The sequence below is a fragment of the Clostridium sp. MCC328 genome (assembly GCF_018785465.1).
Classification (GTDB): Bacteria; Bacillota; Clostridia; order Lachnospirales; family Lachnospiraceae; genus Pilosibacter; species Pilosibacter fragilis.
The window spans coordinates 45,482-62,093 of the sequence record NZ_WQPW01000095.1 but is presented as its reverse complement, the minus strand read 5'-3'; the positions used below and the strand labels follow the sequence as shown (position 1 = coordinate 62,093).

The 16,612-nt window shown below is 50.3% G+C and carries 15 protein-coding genes, 1 riboswitch and 1 other annotated feature; all 15 genes read right to left on the bottom strand.

The genetic code is table 11. The features are described from left to right. Positions 1-234 precede the first annotated feature (234 nt). Positions 235-864 carry a DegV family protein gene (locus GPK83_RS12810; protein WP_252196350.1) on the bottom strand — a complete coding sequence of 210 codons (630 nt, stop codon included), beginning with the start codon at positions 862-864 and terminating at the stop codon, positions 235-237. 98 nt (positions 865-962) lie between these two features. Next, positions 963-1,595 (bottom strand): cytidylate kinase-like family protein, encoded by a 633-nt coding sequence (locus GPK83_RS12805; RefSeq protein WP_015554533.1) that lies wholly within the window; start codon positions 1,593-1,595, stop codon positions 963-965. A gap of 255 nt (positions 1,596-1,850) precedes the next feature. Next, entirely contained in the window at positions 1,851-2,762 is a 912-nt protein-coding gene (locus tag GPK83_RS12800; protein ID WP_215704943.1) for an RluA family pseudouridine synthase, read from the bottom strand. A gap of 3 nt (positions 2,763-2,765) precedes the next feature. Further along, on the bottom strand, positions 2,766-3,275 hold the full coding sequence (gene lspA, locus GPK83_RS12795; protein WP_117567198.1) for a signal peptidase II: 510 nt from the start codon (positions 3,273-3,275) through the stop codon (positions 2,766-2,768). Between the two features lie 8 nt (positions 3,276-3,283). Next, on the bottom strand, positions 3,284-4,384 hold the full coding sequence (aroB, locus tag GPK83_RS12790) for a 3-dehydroquinate synthase (RefSeq protein ID WP_215704942.1): 1,101 nt from the start codon (positions 4,382-4,384) through the stop codon (positions 3,284-3,286). Between the two features lie 12 nt (positions 4,385-4,396). Continuing rightward, entirely contained in the window at positions 4,397-5,152 is a 756-nt protein-coding gene (locus tag GPK83_RS12785; RefSeq protein WP_144365275.1) for a YlmH/Sll1252 family protein, read from the bottom strand. Between the two features lie 12 nt (positions 5,153-5,164). Next, on the bottom strand, positions 5,165-5,677 hold the full coding sequence (locus tag GPK83_RS12780) for a cell division protein SepF (protein ID WP_117470268.1): 513 nt from the start codon (positions 5,675-5,677) through the stop codon (positions 5,165-5,167). Positions 5,678-5,694: 17 nt separating this feature from the next. Continuing rightward, positions 5,695-6,378, bottom strand: a complete 684-nt coding sequence (locus GPK83_RS12775; RefSeq protein WP_015554528.1) for a YggS family pyridoxal phosphate-dependent enzyme — start codon at positions 6,376-6,378, stop codon at positions 5,695-5,697. A gap of 12 nt (positions 6,379-6,390) precedes the next feature. Beyond that, positions 6,391-7,815, bottom strand: a complete 1,425-nt coding sequence (locus tag GPK83_RS12770) for an HlyD family efflux transporter periplasmic adaptor subunit (protein WP_117504316.1) — start codon at positions 7,813-7,815, stop codon at positions 6,391-6,393. 160 nt (positions 7,816-7,975) lie between these two features. Continuing rightward, a complete protein-coding gene (thrS, locus tag GPK83_RS12765) occupies positions 7,976-9,916 on the bottom strand; it encodes a threonine--tRNA ligase (protein ID WP_215704941.1) in 1,941 nt (646 codons plus the stop codon). A 282-nt stretch (positions 9,917-10,198) separates the two neighbouring features. Beyond that, positions 10,199-10,398 (bottom strand) — a binding site (T-box leader). Positions 10,399-10,402: 4 nt separating this feature from the next. Then, positions 10,403-11,542, bottom strand: coding sequence for an ABC transporter ATP-binding protein (locus GPK83_RS12760; RefSeq protein ID WP_117484539.1), 1,140 nt, complete (start codon positions 11,540-11,542; stop codon positions 10,403-10,405). A 25-nt stretch (positions 11,543-11,567) separates the two neighbouring features. Beyond that, entirely contained in the window at positions 11,568-12,578 is a 1,011-nt protein-coding gene (locus tag GPK83_RS12755) for an iron ABC transporter permease (protein WP_117484540.1), read from the bottom strand. Positions 12,579-12,830: 252 nt separating this feature from the next. Next, complete coding sequence (locus GPK83_RS12750; RefSeq protein WP_345941816.1) at positions 12,831-14,048, bottom strand: ABC transporter substrate-binding protein; 1,218 nt, start codon at positions 14,046-14,048, stop codon at positions 12,831-12,833. Between the two features lie 87 nt (positions 14,049-14,135). Further along, the gene (locus GPK83_RS12745) at positions 14,136-15,077 is read right to left on the bottom strand and encodes a hypothetical protein (protein ID WP_215704940.1); all 942 of its coding nucleotides are present in this window, start codon (positions 15,075-15,077) and stop codon (positions 14,136-14,138) included. A 136-nt stretch (positions 15,078-15,213) separates the two neighbouring features. After that, a complete protein-coding gene (locus GPK83_RS12740; RefSeq protein WP_215704939.1) occupies positions 15,214-16,239 on the bottom strand; it encodes a sirohydrochlorin cobaltochelatase in 1,026 nt (341 codons plus the stop codon). A gap of 54 nt (positions 16,240-16,293) precedes the next feature. Further along, a riboswitch (cobalamin riboswitch) is annotated at positions 16,294-16,491 on the bottom strand. Positions 16,492-16,612: the final 121 nt, after the last annotated feature.

Sequence of the window (16,612 nt, the reverse complement as noted above, 5' to 3'; positions counted from 1 at the left end):
TTACATCTATAGTATATATTGGATGCGTCATTATGTCAAGAATATTTTACATTTCAAAGCATCAAGATGAGATCTATGCCGGCTTTTACTTAAATCAAAAAAGGACAGACTCTCAGATCTGCCCCATAAACAGGACGATCCTTCCAGTATCTGTCCTTCTATTCTTTATACGTCGGCTTTTACGCCTTAAAGCCAGTCATCTCAAAGCCGCATTCTTCAGCCACTTCGACACGTTTATGCTTCAAACCCGACCATCACCGAGCCCGGCTCTGCATAGTAGCAGCACAGCGCCCGCTCCGGGTGGATCACGCCATTGAAGGTACCGAACAGCTCCTCGATCCGCATCTTGAGCTGAAGCGCCGCCGCCTCGTTCTGGTTGTGCGCGATGATGACCCTGCCGCCGTTGTATCCGAGTTCCTTCATCTTCTCGAGAATCAGTACCAGCACCTTCTTATCGCCACGGCACTTGCCCTTGAAGTCGAGCGTTCCCTCCGGGCCCGCGGTGCCTACGATCCGGATGCCTATGAGGCCGATGCCCTTCGCGATCACGTGACTCACACGGCCGTTCTTCGCGAAATTATCCACCGAAGCCAGCGTGAAGCAGAAGATGACATCCGCATCGCCGAAGGCCTCCTCCCACTCACCCGGACTCGGTGCCGCTGTGGTCGTTTTTCCCTTATACTCCCGGAGATGCTGCTGGTAGGCCGCAAGACCTTTCTGTATACCAAGATTCTCTAATCTCGTTGCAACATCACACATGTTTACAATCTCCTTTCCATCGAGCTTCACGATATCAACATATCGATTATCGCCCGTTAAAACTGCCATCAGCTTCAAAAATTCGTCTACATGCTCAATTTCCATTGGATCATTCGGGATATAGTCGGGATCTTTCCTTTTTTCCACAAAGAAACGGGCAGGCAACAGATTTAACTCTGCTCCCTGCCCAATCTTAATATCACTTACTTCTTATAACCTTTCTTGATCTCCACAAAATCCTGGATCATCTTCACAACTCCGTCATAACCGATCTTGCTGCTGTTCATGCAGAGATCGTAGCTCTTGGAATCGCCCCAGCGCTTACTGGAATAATAGTTATAGTAACTGGCACGTTTTTTATCGGTCTTGATCATGACATCCTTCGCCTGGGACTCAGAAATCTTATGGCGTTCCATCAAAGTCCTGATCTTCACGTCCTCGTTGGCTGTAATAAATACGGATACCACGTTCGGATAATCAGCCAGCGCGTAGTCAGCACAGCGTCCGATAATTACGCAGGATTCCTTGTCCGCAAGGTTTTTGATCGTATCAAACTGCGCAAGGAAGATCTTGTGGTTGATCGGCATATCCATATATGCAGAGTTCGTATATCCAAGGGAATATGTATCCATTACCAGGGAATATAAGAAACTGCTCGTCGGCTTCTCGTCGTGGGTCTCAAACAGCTCTTTACAGAGACCGCTCTCTTTTGCGGCCAGATTTAGGAGCTCTTTGTCATAACATTTTACACCGAGTTTTTCTGCTAATGCCTGCCCGATATGTCTTCCTCCGCTTCCGCATTCTCTTCCGATCGTAATAATAAGGTTATCACTCATATGCCACAGCTCCTTTCTGTCATCAAGCTTTCTGATAGCTATATTATACAAAAATTGCAGTCAATATGCAAGAGTTATCCCGTAAATTTTCTGAATTTTTGTATCAGTATATGCATAAAGCAGAATAAGTAAGAATGTGCCAAGGCACATTCTCGCGCCGAGCGCGGTCGCTTGCGACAATCCACATCCTCGTGCGAGTGCGCATCATTGGCACGTTTCGAGGAATTTCTTATTGCACAAAAAAGCCGGGAAAAATTATCCCGGCAATTTTCTCAAAAGCTCCTCAAAATATTCCGGCAACGGTGCCGAAAACTCCATATACTCCCCCGTCCGCGGATGCACGAACCCTAAAATCCCTGCGTGCAGCGTCTGCCCCTGAAGCTTATACGGGCATTTCGCCGGACCATAAACGGCATCACCCAAGAGCGGATGTCCAATGCTTGCCATATGGACGCGGATCTGGTGCGTTCTACCCGTCTCCAGGCGGCACTCGATATGGGTGAAATCCTTGAACCGTGTGAGCACCTTGTAATGGGTCACTGCGGATTTTCCGTTATTGTAATTGATCGCCATCTTCTTTCTGTCTTTCGGGCTTCTTCCGATTGGCGCATCGATGACGCCCTCCTCATCTTTTAAGACACCGTGGACGATCGCCTGATAGCGGCGGGTGATGGAATGTTCTTTTAACTGTGCCGCTATGGAATTGTGGGCGAGATCATTCTTGCATGCAATGATGACGCCAGTGGTGTCCATATCGATCCTGTGGACGATTCCCGGGCGCAGAACTCCGTTGATCCCGGAGAGGTCTTCCTTACAGTGAAACATCAGCGCATTCACCAATGTCCCCGTATAATGTCCAGCAGCCGGATGAACCACCATCCCCTTCGGCTTATTTACAAGGATCACATCATGGTCCTCATATAAAATATCCAGTGGAATATCCTCCGGCACGATCTCCGGCTCCACAGCCTCCGGCACCTCGAAGGAGATCAGATCCCCCTCAGCCACCTTGTAGCTTGCCTTCACCGGGCGTCCATCTACCATAACTTCCCCTGATTTTAAAAGCTTCTGGAGGAAAGAGCGTGAAAGATTCTCATACTGTTCCGCAAGGAACTTATCGATCCGGTCTCCCGCCGTCTCCTCCGTCACAAAATATTCTTCTCTCACTGGTTATTCTCCTTTTTTCGATGAAAGGAAGGAAAGTTCATCTTCCTTATAGAAAAAGCCGATGAGAAGGATCAGAAGTCCGGCCGCGCAGACTACATAACAGTCTGCCACATTAAAGATCGGGAAATCGATGAGGCTGAAGTAGAAGAAGTCCACCACAAATCCTCTCACCGCACGGTCGATCAGGTTTCCGACCGCGCCGGAAAGAAGAAGGACCATGGAAATATAGAGCGGCAGATACCGGTTCCCGGAAGGAAGCTTTGCCACAAAAACAAGGACCGCGATCACGACAGCCGCAGCAACCAGGAAGAAAAACCACTGTTTTCCCTGAAGAATTCCAAAGGCAGCGCCCCTGTTTTCCGAGTACAGAAGCTCAAAGACTCCCTTGATCAGCACAAGCGGCCCATTGACCCGCAGCGTGTTGTAAGCCATACTCTTCGCCCACTGGTCCAGAGCGATGAGCAGGGCGGAACATACGGCAAGAATGCCGTAGCGTTTTCCGATGGTATTCATAAAAACTCCTATCTGAAAATAGTTGCCAGGGCACGCTCCATCTCATCCTTCGTGACGGTGCGGTCGATATAGGCATGACCCACACGGTCTAAAAGAATAAACTTGATAACGCCGGCTTCCATTTTCTTATCATTTTTTGTCGCAGCGATGACTTCCTCCGTATTAAGGCCGGAAATGGATGTCGGGATAAAGAAATACTCCATCAGTGCCTTGTATGCGTCGATCTCATCCTGTTTTACAAGTCCGCGCTCTTTGCAGATATTCATGGCAGCTAGGGCACCGACAGCAACACAGTGGCCGTGAAGCATCGTAAAGTTCTTTAATTTCTCAATGGCATGGCCTAATGTGTGGCCAAAGTTTAAGGTCGCGCGCTCATTCTGTTCCGTCGGGTCGATCTCAACAATCTCACGCTTGATGAAATCACTGCCCTGGATCAGAAGCTTTAAGGTGTCCGCGTCTTTTGCGAGGATCTTCGCCCTGTTCGTCTGGATCCAGTCAAAGTACTCTTTATCGAGGATCAGGCCGTGCTTGATGACCTCTCCCATGCCGCCGGAGAACTGATCGTCCGGAAGTGTGCGAAGTACGGACACATTCGTGTATACAAGCTTCGGCATGTGGAAAGCGCCTACCATATTTTTGTAGGAATCAAAGTCTACACCGGTCTTTCCGCCTATTCCGGAGTCCACCTGGGACAACAGTGTTGTCGGGATCTGGACAAAATCCACGCCGCGGAGATAGGTTGCAGCCACAAATCCGCAGAGGTCTCCCGTGACACCGCCGCCTAAAGCCACAAGAAGATCCTTTCTGTCATAATGGTTTAAGATCAGGTGCTCGTAAGCGCCCTGGACTGTCTTCAGGTTCTTATTCTCTTCTCCTGCCGGGAACACGTAGGATGTGACCTCACGGCAGCAACCGGAAAGGATCTTTGTCACTTCATCAAGATACAAGTCAGACACGTTGGAATCCGCGATGATGCAGATCTTTTTCTTCTCAGTGCCCAGCGCGGAGATCTCCTTTGCAAGGGCGTCAAAAGAATCTTCCAGTACGATATCATAAATGGTCTTCCCGTCGAGATGGACAGGGATCCGGTTTACATGTTCTGTGATCATAAGGCTAACCTCCTATTTATAGCGGTACACCACGACAGATGTCCGCCCCTTTTTCGTAAGATTTCCTGGCTCGCCAAACCGGAATTTGCCGATGCCGCGGATCGATAAGATCTCTCCGCCCCGCAGATTCAGCGATACATTCGTGCAGACAGCCCCGTTGACAGAGACCTTCTCGCCTTCGATATATGATGCTGCCCTCGTCCTGGAAAGTCTTCCGCAAAGCGCGATAACAGAATCCAGGCGGACGGAACTCACTGTTCCTGAAATTTCCTCCATCTCTGGCTCCGGAAGCTCAGAAAAATCTGCCGTGATCTCCGTGACAACAGAGGTGTGCCGGATCATCGTGAGATTCTCCGCAAGATATCTGCTCATCTTTTCCATGACAAACGCCCAGGCATTTCCATCCTGCAGGACGATGTCCCCGATCATGGCCCTCTCGATTCCGAGATTCATGATCGCCCCGAGATAGTCTCTGTGGGTCAGTTCCTCCGCGAAGCGCCTGTTTGCGGGAACGATCTTTAAACACACGAAGGGCGGCGCGTAAAGTTCCTCCTCATAGGACGCCAGAAAGCACAAAACCTTTCTTTCAGACATCGGAAAGCCGCCGGAAAGTACGAACTTCACCGGCGGCAGCGTAGCCGACATATTCTGGAAGACAGTCTGTTCTGCGAGCGTCAGAAAATCTGTGTGAAGCGGGATATCGCGGGAGTAAGCGTTTTCTGCCAGTTCCTGGATCCGCTTCCTAAAAAGCTGTTCTTCCTTTTCCATATGGATCCTTAATTAAAGATGGATGTTGAGTCCGGATACGTCTAAGTTTCCTCCGGTAAGAAGATCTTGGAAGTCACCGGACAGCTCAACAGACTGCGGGGTTGCGATAAAAATGTAGTTGGAAATTTTCTGGAGATTTCCGTTCATGGAATATGTGGATCCGGATGTAAAATCGATGATCCGCTGTGCGGTCTCGGTGTGGATTCCCTCCATATTAAGTACAACTGCCTTTCCGGCAAGCAGGTAATCGCAGATCTCCTTTGCGTCATCTAAGGAGGTCGGTTTAATTAAGGAAACTTCCATTCCGCTTCCGCGGCGCATCGGAACAACCTTATTGCTGTTGGTGGTGCGGGGTAAAAATCTTGGCTTCTCCTCCTCATAATCATCTAAATCATCAGCTGTCTGCTTCTTGAAAAGGTTCTTTCTCGCCGGCTTTTCATCCTCATAATCGTCATCTAAGAAGTAATCGTCATCTTCATCGTCGTTCAGACGCATCGTATCCATAATCTTGCCTAAAAAGCTCATATCTAGTTCTCTCCAATCTATCTGGAACCAAAGATTCCGGTTCCTACTCTAATCATGGTTGCACCCTCCTCAACGGCTACCTCGAAGTCACCGGTCATACCCATGGACAGCACACTCATAGTACCATTATCAATGTTTTTATTTTTGATGTCAACATATAATTGATATAATTCTTTAAAATATTTTCGATTTTCTTCTGCATTTTCGACATTTGGTGCAATGGTCATCATTCCCTTTACGCAGACATGGGGAAATGCCTGGATCTCCTTTAAATTCGGAATTACGTCCTCTAAGAACATGCCGAATTTGCTCTCCTCTCTCGCCACATTGACCTCAAGGAGCACATTGGCGATCATATCGCGCTTTGCGGCTTCCTTCTCGATCTTCTCTGCCAGGTGGACGCTGTCACAGGAGTGGATCAGGACCACTTTGTCGATGACTTGTCCGACCTTGTTTGTCTGGAGATGGCCGATCATGTGGAACTTTGCGTCCTCCGGGATCTGCGGGCGCTTCTCCGTGATCTCCTGTACCTTATTCTCGCCGTAGTCGCGCTCTCCCGCCTCATAGGCCTCCATCAACATGGAGACCGGCTTCGTCTTGCTGACGGAGATCAGGGTGACCTCCTTCGGATCTCTTCCCGCGCGAAGGCAGGCTGCGTTCATGCGTTCCCTTACGTTCTTTATATTCTCTGCAACTGACATGATAAAAACCTCCTACTGATAGATGATCATTCCGTTTCCGGTCACGGCGTTGGCATCCAGGACGATGTGGTCGTAGACGGACAGACCATAATCGGTGCCCTTTTTGATGGTGTAATACTCATCATTCGAAGAAAGGATCTCAATCCTTCTGAATACCGCGTATCCACGGTTGATATTGTAGACGCCCTGTACCGTCTGGGTCATTCCGATCTGGTAACGCTCTTCGGAATCGTCCTTTGTAAGGAAATCCCCGGCTTTCAGTTCACTGTTCTCCCCGGCATCTACGTAATAGTATTCATCATCCGCGTAGTAGATCGTGCACGAAGTGATGACACCCACCGTCTTTCCATCCGCGTAGGTCTCCTTGCGGAAGCCGCTTTGGGAGACGGAGGAGGAATCGGAAGAATCCTTCTTTGCGCTCACGTAATAATCCTTCGGGATCACATAGAAAGTCACATCGGTGACGGAGCTTCTCGGGATCTTGAGTCCCCGGACCTCATCGGTCACGATCTCAAAATCCACATACCGGTCGGAAACAAACTGTTCCATATATTTAGAAAAATCGAGTTTTCCGTATGTCTTTCCATCTCCGCCTGTCACTGTGGAGAACGCGCCGGAGGTCTCAAGATCCCTGCCGTTAAACTTCACGGCGAGGGAAGTCTTTCCATTATAAGTGGTAAGTTCCTGCTCCGACATCGGGAACACGATGGACCAGTCCTCGGAGGTGATGATCTTGTAGGCCGGTGCCCCGGTCTCCACGAGCTGTCCTGAGCGCACGCTGGATTTCTTGTAGGAACTCTTGTCAAACATATCCGCTGTCACCTGGTTCGGTGTCAGTGTCTCCATGGAATCCACCGAGTAGGACACAATGCCGGACTGATCCGCCCGCACCTGGGTGAAATTTCCGCCCAGTTCAGAGACTGCGCTGTCGAGATTTTTTAAGGTATCAACGCTCACATACTCCAGGACTTCCGCATCCAGGGTGTTTTTCGTATCATAGACCTCCCGGAAATCTTCGTTCGTGAATGTCTGGCTAAAGCTGGACAGCTGCTTTTTTAAGGAAGCGAGGTTTTCCTTTGAGAGGGCTACAGACCCGTCCGTTTTTTCCGCGAGCAGGGCGGAAAGCGTTCCCGTCTCATCAATGGAATAGACTCTCGTACCGACAGCTGCCCTTTTCCCCTCTCTCAGATAAAAGTTGATATTTCCGGCACGGTCAGTGTATTTCGGCTCCTCTGTCCGGAAAATGATTCCGGTGTGCCTCGTATCGTTTACGATACTTCCCTCCACAACTTCATAAAACTCCACCTTGTCCCTGCGAAGGTAGGTATAGAGATAAAACGCCATATATAAGAAAATGAGGGCAAAAATGATCATGCCCACATTGATATTCAGGGGTCGGCGATAACGAACGACTTTCTTGTTCTTTTTCTTCGCCAATTGATAAACCTCCCAACGGTCATATTCCGTAATATGATACCATCATTCGGAAAAAAGTGCAAGCAGACAGACAAAAAAACAGAAAAAAAGCCGGTCCCCGGAAAATTCCGAAGACCGGCGAAAATCTGAAATTTCAGCACCTGGTTAAACGAGCAGAGGATTATTTCTCCTCTTCCTTTTTAACCTCGACCGGACGGTTTACACGGCCAGCGATCTCAGCCTTGATGTTTGCGATAAATACGTTGAGATCTTCAGCGCCCTCATCGCCTTTGAAGCGGCTTCTTACGGATACAGTTCCATCTGCCTGCTCCTTCTGGCCGACAACTAACATGTACGGGATCTTCTGCCCCTGTGCCTCACGGATCTTGTAGCCGATCTTCTCAGAACGGAGGTCGATCTCAGCACGGATGTCAGCCGCGTCAAGAGCTGCTTTGACAGATTTTGCGTACTCCTCGTACTTCTCGGAGATCGGGAGAACCTTAACCTGAACCGGTGCAAGCCATGTCGGGAATGCGCCAGCGAAGTGCTCGATCAGGATACCGATGAAACGCTCGATGGAACCGAAGCATACGCGGTGGATCATGATCGGTCTGTGCTTCTCACCGTCAGCGCCGATGTACTCAAGCTCGAAACGCTGCGGAAGCTGGAAGTCAAGCTGGATCGTACCGCACTGCCATGTTCTGCCGATCGCGTCTACCAGATGGAAGTCGATCTTCGGACCGTAGAATGCGCCGTCTCCTTCGTTAATCACATAGTCAAGTCCAAGGTCGTCTAATGCGCCCTGTAAGGAGTTTGTTGCAAGCTCCCAGTCCTCGTCGCTTCCCATGGAGTCTTCCGGTCTTGTGGAAAGCTCTACATGATATTTGAATCCGAACAGGGAATATACCTGGTTGATCAGACCTGCTACGTTCTTGATCTCATCACGGATCTGCTCCGGAGTCATGAAGATATGGGCATCATCCTGTGTGAAACAGCGTACACGCATGAGTCCGTGAAGCTGACCGGATTTCTCATGGCGGTGAACGATACCGAGCTCACCCATACGGAGCGGAAGGTCACGGTAGGAACGCGGCTCGGAAGCGTAAACAAGAACGCCGCCCGGGCAGTTCATCGGTTTGATGGCGTAATCTTCGCCGTCGATGACGGTTGTATACATGTTGTTTTTATAGTGATCCCAGTGACCGGAGGTCTCCCAGAGGCTTCTGTTTAAGATGATCGGTGTGGAGATTTCTACATAACCTGCTTTTTTGTGGATCTCGCGCCAGTAGTCAAGCAGTGTGTTCTTTAAGATCATTCCCTTTGGAAGGAAGAACGGGAATCCTGGGCCTGCATCGCTCATCATGAAGAGACCGAGCTCTTTGCCGAGCTTTCTGTGGTCACGCTTCTTCGCCTCTTCCATCATGGTAACGTAAGCGTCTAAGTCCTCTTTTTTCGCAAAGGCTGTTGCGTAGATACGGGTCAGCATCTTGTTCTTCTCGCTTCCGCGCCAGTAAGCGCCTGCGATGTTCATGAGCTTGAATGCCTTGCCGACTTCCTTTGTGTTCATGAGGTGCGGACCTGCACAGAGGTCGGTGAACTCACCCTGCTTGTAGAAGCTGATGATGGAATCTTCCGGAAGATCCTCAATGAGCTCTACCTTGTACGGCTCGTTCTTCTCTTTCATAAGGGCGATCGCCTCTGCTCTCGGAAGCTCAAAACGCTCTAACGGGAGAGCTTCCTTGATGATCTTCTTCATCTCAGCCTCGATCTTTGCGAGGTCGTCGGATGTTACCGGCTCATCACGGTCGATATCGTAGTAGAAACCGTCAGCGATGGACGGACCGATGGCAAGCTTTGTCTCCGGCCAGATTCGCTTGATCGCCTGAGCCATTACATGGCTTGCTGTGTGGCGGAGTGCTGCAAGTCCTTCCGGATCCTTTGCTGTGAAGATATTTAAAGTGCAGTCCTTGTCAACGATAGTGCGCAGATCCTTTACTTCTCCGTCGATCTCTGCGACACAGGCCATTCTTGCAAGACCTTCGCTGATGTCTTTTGCGATGTCGATGACAGCCATCGGCTGTGCATACTCTTTAGAAGAGCCGTCTTTTAATGTTACTTTCATGTTCATTCTCCTTTTTCTCTTGGAAAAATTTCGTGCAGCCGAGATATTTTACAGCTGCTTTTTCTCAGTGAAAATCTCACGCGAGCCGTGGCTTGCAATACCGCGTTTTCAGTTTCCTGTGTGAACACAGTCTCTGTTTTGTCACTCGCGCAAACAAGTGAAAACACGCTTCGCGAGTTTCCCCTTGTTATCGCGGCAGTCGCCAAGGTCTCGCGCAAGCGCGGACTTTGGCTCGTTGTTCGCGTAAATAAAAAAGTCCCTTGATTATGCGTTTTCACATAATCAAGGGACGAGATTACCCGTGGTTCCACCCTGCTTGTATAGAATTTCTATACCACTTCATTTGATGATAACGGAATCACCGTTCCCGATTAGGGGACACTCCAGGGTGGTCTTCAGCTCGTTCCGTGCAGGATAACTCTCACCAAATGTATCCCTCTCTGAGCAGTTTCCGAACGTACTCTTCCTGTCAACGTGTTGTTTTTTTCACTTGTCATTTAGTATATCACCGGAATCAGATTTGTCAAGATGAATTTGCCGTAATTTTCCGAGTTCCGTTCCGATCCGGAGAAGTTCCCGGTTTTTTTTATTCATAGTTCCGAAGACGTTTAGCGGGCAGAAAACGGCCTCACAGGACTCTAGCACTTTCTTCGCCCTAAGAAACGCCTGCTCTCCCACCGGTTCGAAGGCCGCTTCCCGGATCACTTCTGCTGCCAGCACTCTCGCTGTCTGGTACTCCATATCGTTTTCATGGATCACGCCCGCCGCAAAGGGGATCCCCGCCCGGTTTAAGGCATGGTACACCGGAATCCCGCTCCCCATGCCGCCGATGACAAAGACCCTCGGCGCTCCGTCTGTTCTCGGGAGTTCCGGAAATCCAAGGGACGTCAGATAGCTCCCGTGTTCGATTCCGTAGAGCTTTGCGATATAGTCTCCCTCAAACACCTCCCGGGGCGTCCCTGTTCTCCCGATGGTCCCGTTTTCCGCGCAGAGCACATAGTCAGAGATCCTCTCCGCAAGATCCAGCTCGTGAAGCGACATGAGGACTGCCACATTGCGCTCATGGACCAGTTTCTTCAAGATATCGAGAAGCTCCAGTTTGTGCCGGATATCGAGAAAGGATGTGGGCTCGTCGAGAACGAGAAGCTCCGGTTCCTGGCAGATCGCCCGGGCTAAGAGGATCCGCTGTTTCTGCCCGTCGCTGGTGTTCTGGAACAGGACATCCGCAAGGCTTTCGCACCGGACCATTTCGAGGGCATCCATGACCTTTTTCTTATCTTCTTTGGACAGGATCCCGAACCGCCCGGTATACGGATATCTTCCTGCTGCCGCCACGTCAAAACACGTCATAAGCTCCGGATCCGGCCGCCCCGTCATGACCACCGCGGTCTTTTTCGCAAAATCAGGATCCGAGTAATCCTCCAGGGCTGTGCCGTCAAGAAATACACTTCCGCCTAATGGGGAAAGTTCCCGGATGATGCTCTTTAAGATCGTGGATTTTCCAGCCCCGTTCGGTCCGATCAGCGTGACGATGGATCCGCGGCGGATGTTCATGGAGATGTCGGACAGGATCGGTTTTCCGCGGTATCCGACGGTTAAATTGTCTGCTGTCAGGTAGTTCTGCATGGGCTCTCCTTTCAGACTATTCCTATCAACGTTTCACTCTTTTTATCATCATGGCAATCACCACCGGCGCTCCGAACACCGCCGTCACAGAACTGATGGAAAGTTCTGTCGGTGAAAACAACGTTCTCGCCAGCAGATCGCTGAACAGGCAGAATACTGCACCGCCAAGGAAACATCCCGGGATCACAACGATGGGCTTCGCGGTCTTAAACAGCTGTTTGATCATATGGGGCACCGCGATCCCCACGAAGGAGACGGGGCCCGCAAAGGCTGTCACTGTAGCGGAAAGAATGCTGGATAACAGGATCAGCTCGATCCGGAACCGTTTGATATTGACACCCATGTTTCTCGCGTAAACCTCCCCCAGCTGATAGGCACCCATGGCTTTTGAGAGCAGCATGGAACAAACGAGAGCTGTAGCAGTCACAAGGAGACAGATCTTTACCCCATCAATGGAGATGCCGGAAAAACTCCCCATAGACCAGTTGTGGAGGTTCACGATATTGGAGTCATCGGCGAAGGTCACGATAAAATCCGTTGCCGCCGAACAGATATATCCGATCATAATCCCGCTTACCACTAACATGGACATCTGAGGAAGCTTTTTTGAGACCGCCAGCACGAAGCCCATGGAGGCCATGGCACCGAGAAAAGCCGCACCGATCATGACCCAGGAATTCATGATGAGTCCCTGTCCGAGAAACAGGATCATGAAGATCGAAACGGCGAGCTTCGCGCCGGAAGAGATTCCAAGGACGAAGGGGCCGGCGATGGGATTCGAGAAAAATGTCTGCAGCAGAAAGCCCGACACCGATAACGCCCCGCCGAGGATCAACGCCGCCAGCATTCTGGGGAGGCGGATATCAAAGAGAATATGACGGGTCATATCAGTCCCCTCTTTTCCACCCAGGGCCGCAAGAATATCTGCTGCCGATACGCGCACGCTGCCGACGGCCAGGCTCAGAAAGCTTAAGGCTGCAAGCAGGACAAATAACAGCAGGTAGGCCCGGACGATCCGCTTAGACTGGGTTGACATAGGCGTTCTTCCCCCTTTCATTTATAATTTGTAACTATTCAGTACCTTCATAGTTACATGCAAAAATCCATTCCAGATCAGCTTCGCTGATGGGATTTTTGCCTTCCAGCCTATGTTTTCTTACGGTCAGCGCAGCAAGTGCGCAGACCTACTGAACAGTTACTATAATTTAAACTTTTTCGTGTTCTCATCAGCAGGTGTGAATTCAACGCAGTGACGATCCCGTGCTGTTGATCAGCTGTCACCTGCGTGTCACTTCAGTTGATGAAGATATGTAAAGCTATATTCGGTATCGTCGGCAAACACCGCGTTCATATCCCGGATCATATCCCCCAGGCCCATAGTCTCCTGGAACATGTTCTTCCCGGTACACCAGACATTGCCCTCTTTCACTGCCTTGAAATCCGCAAAAAGCTGATTCTTTGCGCAAAGCTCATCGATCGCGGTGAGTTCCCCGTCAATGGTACTGTTGTAGATCAGCACATCCGCATCCTTCGCGGCGGCATAGAAGGACTCAAAATCCATGTTCATCGTTGAAAGTGCGTTCTCATCAGAACCGGCATTCCCGGGAATGTAAGTTCCGCCTGCCAGGGCGATCATTTTTGCGATATAATCCCCATTCTTCCTGACATTGACGCTGCCGGAATTCGTCACATAGAAAAAAGCGACCGTTTTTCCGGATGGTTCCATGTCGAGAACATCGGACAGAGCGTCCATATTTTCGCGAAATATCTGTTCCGCCTCAGCCTCTTTTCCCGTCAGGACACCGTAGAGCCGGATCCACTCCATTCTTCCCAGGGGATGGCCCTCATAGCTGGACCGCTCCACGAGAACCGGGATCCCAAGGCGTTCCAACTGTTCTTTTACCTCGGGAGTATGGTAGATCATGGTGGACTCCACGGCGAGACCGCAGTCACTGCTTAAGATCTTCTCGTAGTCCGGAGCGCTGTACTTTCCTGCATAGGCAATTTTTCCCTCTTCCATTGCCGTTCTTGCTTCCGGCAGATACCATCCGGTGTCCTTTGTGCCGGAGAGCGCAATCAAATCCATTGCGTCCAGGTGAATGAAATCATCCATAGCGGATGTCGCCACAAGATAGATATTTTTTACCGGTTTCTGGAGGATTTTGATGGAATCCGGCAGTCCGACCGGCGCGGACATCCCTTCCGGCAGAAGAAGGAACTGGTCTGTATCCCCGATGGTGATGAGCGAGATGTCATTCTCATAATAATCCACGGAAAACTGATCCGCATAGAGAAGATCCATGGAACCTACCGGGGACATATTGTTCCAGCTGCGGGAAGCTGTAGCAGCTGTCTCCGTTTTTGGGGCTGCCTCAGTGCTGCTGCCGGCTTCGTTTTGCCGGCTGTCTGCCGCAGCGGTCTGTTCCCCAGAGCCACCGGCAGAGCTTCCCTCTGCGTCTTTCCCGGTGCACCCAGCACATAGCATGACTACACTCAAAAGAATCACGGTGAGGCATCTGACATACCGCCTGTACCTCTTATCTGTCTCCCGCCTTCTGCGGAATAAATGAATTCTGTTCTTGTCCATACCGTGTTATTGTTTCTGCTCTTCCAGCGTGCTGGAATCAAAGGTCAGCGTGTATTCGATCTCATGCGGAGTGCTCATGGCCGTCGTGTCGGCGTAAACAGTCAACGGGCTGTCAAAACCAGTCACCGTGATCACAAAGGTGGAATTTCCCTCCGTATTGACCGGAAGAAACTTCTCCTCGTCCACCCGCATATAGTCGTAGTTGGAGCTGCTCCAGATGATCGTCGCTTCTGCCTTTCCGTCCTTTACCTCGACCACCGCCGGGGACTCCACAGACGCACGGCCGGACCCGCCGGTCAGAGCGGCTTCTACAGTATAGGTTCCATCTGCGAGACCGAGATCTTCCACAGTCTTTAAGGATGTATTGAGAAACGCATCTGCCGGAATTCCCGATGCCTCAAAGACGAGTTCTCTGTCATACCATTTCTCTTTCTTCTTGCTGAACGCGGTACACGGAAGCGCCTCATTCAATGCCCCCACCGGGACCGTAAAGCTGTGGGTCCCATCAGAATTCTCTTCAAAGGAGATCAGGTCGGCTTCCGGTGCCTTCGATGCCTCCTCGCCGGTTCCCATGTAGACATAGAGATATCCGGTTCCGCCCATGGTCATTCTCGCGGTCATCGCGCCGTCCTTGACAGTCAGTGCACATGATGTGATCTTAAACATGGAGGAACTGGACTCTACGGAAATATCGTAAGTTCCCTCTTTCAGATCCGCTGCGGATACCGGAATGAGACCCACGGTGTCAAGCGTCTGTTCCGCAGCGGTCTCATTGCCGGAGGCAACGGCGGCTTTTGACTCAACAGCCGCAGTCTTCTCCACCGTAGATTCAGCCTGGGCTTCTGCAGCAGAGGCAGATGTTGTCTCAGTCGTGCCGGGCTGTCCGCATGCTGTGGACAGAGCGCAGACTGCCGCGAGCGCAAATGTAAACTGTTTCAATTTATGCATAAAATTTTTCTCTCCCTTCAAAATATCTGTGCGGTGCCTGATATCAGCATTCTGGCTGCTTCAGGTAAGGCAGCATCACTATATTCCTGTATCAGAAAAAGGCGGTCGAATCATCGACCGCCCATAACGAGCTATCTTATTTTGCGAGACTGTCAACTGCAGCCTGGGCATGCTTTACAAAGAGCTGCTGGATCGGCTCAAGTTCACCGAGTCCTCTTACAAGGCAGGAGACCTCATAACCTGCTGCCTCAAACTGGCTCTTCCAGGAATCGTCATCATCACCGGCCATATCGTTGTTCGCATGGTCACCAGCTACGATCATAAGCGGCTCTAAAACGACCTTCTTGTAGGAGCCCTCTTTTACCTGTGCAATAACATCCTCACAGGACGGAGTTGCCTCAACAGTACCTACATAGTAGTTGTCAAAGCCCTCTTCTTTTAACATATCCTGCATTTTCTGGTAAACAGCGTTGGAATCGGCCTCTGTGCCATGGCCCATGAAGCAGATCGCTGTCTCGCCGTCATCATACTCCTTTGTTGCGTCTGTGATTGCGGAGATCACAGTCTTGAAGTCATCGTCGGAAGTTAAAAGAGGCTCGCCGACAGCAACATGCCCGAAGGCATCGGAGTTTTCTGATAACTCATTTACAAGATCTGTGTACTCAAGACCATTCATAAGGTGGGTCGGCTGTACAACAAGATTCTTGACACCGTTGTCGATGGCACGGTTTAAAGCCTCTTTCACGTTATCGATCGCAATATTGTCTCTTTTCTTTACATGGTCAATGATGATCTGGCTTGTGAAACCTCTTCTAACGGAATAGTCCGGGAATGCGTTCTCGATGGCGTTCTCGATAGCGCCGACTGTCAGTCTGCGGCTGTCATTATAGCTTGTACCAAAGCTTACTACGAGAAGCTCATTCTCGCCGATCTCATCCTGATTTCTTGTGTTATCCATGGAAGCATCTCCTGTATCGTAATTCTCTTCGTCCTCTTCTTCAGCCTCTGTCGCTTCTGCTGTAGTTTCCTCCGCGGTTGTCTCTGCGACTGTAGTAGTCTCTGCAGCAGTTGTTGCTGCTGTCTGGCTTCCGGAGCATCCGGAAAGGATTGCCATGGATACGGCTGCCGCTGTCATAACGGCATAAAGGTTTGCTTTTCTCATTTACTCTTCTCCTCGCTTGAAAAATGAATTTTCAGGTCCCAGCCTGGTTCTTTTTTCTCCCAGCAGACATCCGGCAGGTTTCCTGGCTCATCCATCATCGCACATGAGACGCCTTCCCGGCAGAAACTGCCAGTGACTGTCCGTTTGTGACGGACAATGCTCATGTACTCCGGATCTACAGTGACGGGCTCGCACAGGCTTTTGACCTGTTTCCCTTTTAACTCTCATGACGCCTGGGCATATGGATAAAACAACAGCCCGGTGGTTCATGACAGCACCGCATGTATATGGACCTGTAACGATTATCATAACATCCCCGCAATAAAAAAGCAATCGGATATCACGGAAAACCCTTGAAACCCAAGGGGTATTT